This window comes from Caldisericia bacterium (assembly GCA_021158845.1).
GTDB lineage: Bacteria > Caldisericota > Caldisericia > B22-G15 > B22-G15 > B22-G15.
Genome location: JAGGSY010000031.1, coordinates 1 through 1,562 on the forward strand (window position 1 = coordinate 1; position 1,562 = coordinate 1,562).

Consider the following 1,562-nt stretch of genomic DNA (forward strand, 5'->3'; position numbering starts at 1 on the left):
AAGATGACTATAAGAGATATCTTACCTCAAAATTTAGAGAAAAATTTGACTTAAAAGGTGTATTTATTGATATAATATTTAAAAAGAGGGAGAAAAGGTGAAAGTAGGAGTAATTGGTGCTGGAGGATGGGGAACTGCACTTGCTCTTCACTTATTCAGAAAAGGAATAGATGTATCTCTCTGGGTTCACTCCAAAGAGACCTTCAAGTTAATAAAAGAAAAGAGGGAAAACATCTACTACCTTCCAGGTTTTATAATACCTGAAAAAATAAAGATATATCTGGATCTTGAACCTGTTGTAGAGAACTCAGATTCCTTAATCCTTGTAGTTCCCTCTCAACACATGAGAGAGATTCTAACATCTCTAAAGGAAACTAACTTAGGAAACAAAACATTTCTTATTGCTTCTAAAGGAATAGAGGTAAAAACGGGTATGAGGATGAGCGAGGTTTTTAGAAGTGTTTTGGGGAAAAGGAATCTTGCAGTGCTCTCTGGACCAAACTTCTCTAAGGAAGTGGCTCTTCGTATTCCAACCGCATCAACAGTGGCTTCCTTTGATATAGGTGTGGCGAAATTCTTTCAGAGACTATTGACAAACGAGTATTTTAGAGTATATACTACAAACGATATGACAGGGGTAGAGTTAGGAGGAAGTTTAAAGAATCCACTCGCTATTGCAGCAGGTATCTCTGATGGTCTTGGTTATGGTGCTAACACCAAATCTGCTCTCATTACCAGAGGAGTGAGAGAGATGATAAGATTTGGCAGTTTGTTCGGTGCCAACGAAAAAACCTTTTTTGGATTATCTGGTATAGGAGACCTCGTAGCAACTTCGTTTTCTCCCCTTTCTCGAAACAGGTGGTTTGGTGAAATGGTTGGGAGAGGGATTAAGGCTAAAAGTATCCTTTCCTCAACAAAACAGGTGATAGAGGGTGTCTATACCGTAAAAGCTGTTTATGAAATGAAGAAAGAAGTGGAAATGCCTATAGTTGAAGAGGTATACAGGATAATATACGAAGATAAATCACCAATTCTCTCAGTTAAATCATTGATGGAGAGAGAATTGAAAGAAGAATTTTAGTTAAAAATTTTAAAAAATCTTATAATTTCCTTTGAAAGGAGGAGAGTTTAAAATGACAAAACCAGAATTGGTATCAGCGATTGCTGAAAAAGCTGGAGTAACAAAGAAGGTTGCAGCTGCAACCCTTGAGGCATTTATGGAGACAGTAAAGGAAGCTTTGAGCAAGGGGGAAAAGGTTGCCCTTGTTGGCTTTGGCACTTTTGAGGTAAGACAGAGAAAGGCAAGAAAAGGAATTAACCCACAGACCAAAAAAACAATTCATATCCCAGCAAAGAAGGTACCTGCCTTCCGTCCAGGTAAAGATCTAAAGGCATCAGTTCCAAAGAAGTAGTTAGAATCTCCATCTCATAAAGGGAGGGCAAATTTGCCCTCCCTTTATATTTTTTGTATAATTTATAATAGAAATAAATATTTTTAATTCACAGAAAAAGATGAAAAAGATTAGAGAGAGAATAATAGAGCTAAGAAAGGAACTTGGTTT

General features: G+C 37.0%; 2 protein-coding genes. Both read left to right on the plus strand.

Annotated features, from left to right (window positions below; all coding sequences use genetic code 11):
• The first annotated feature begins 97 nt into the window (after nucleotides 1-97).
• Nucleotides 98-1,081 (plus strand): NAD(P)-dependent glycerol-3-phosphate dehydrogenase, encoded by a 984-nt coding sequence (locus tag J7J33_01180; GenBank protein MCD6167906.1) that lies wholly within the window; start codon nucleotides 98-100, stop codon nucleotides 1,079-1,081.
• A gap of 52 nt (nucleotides 1,082-1,133) precedes the next feature.
• Nucleotides 1,134-1,412, plus strand: coding sequence for an HU family DNA-binding protein (locus J7J33_01185; protein ID MCD6167907.1), 279 nt, complete (start codon nucleotides 1,134-1,136; stop codon nucleotides 1,410-1,412).
• The last annotated feature ends 150 nt before the right edge of the window (nucleotides 1,413-1,562 follow it).

Bases quoted from the DNA above. Each gene is read 5' to 3' on its own strand.
- J7J33_01185 (MCD6167907.1), top strand. From the start codon at position 1,134: ATGACAAAACCAGAATTGGTATCAGCGATTGCTGAAAAAGCTGGAGTA.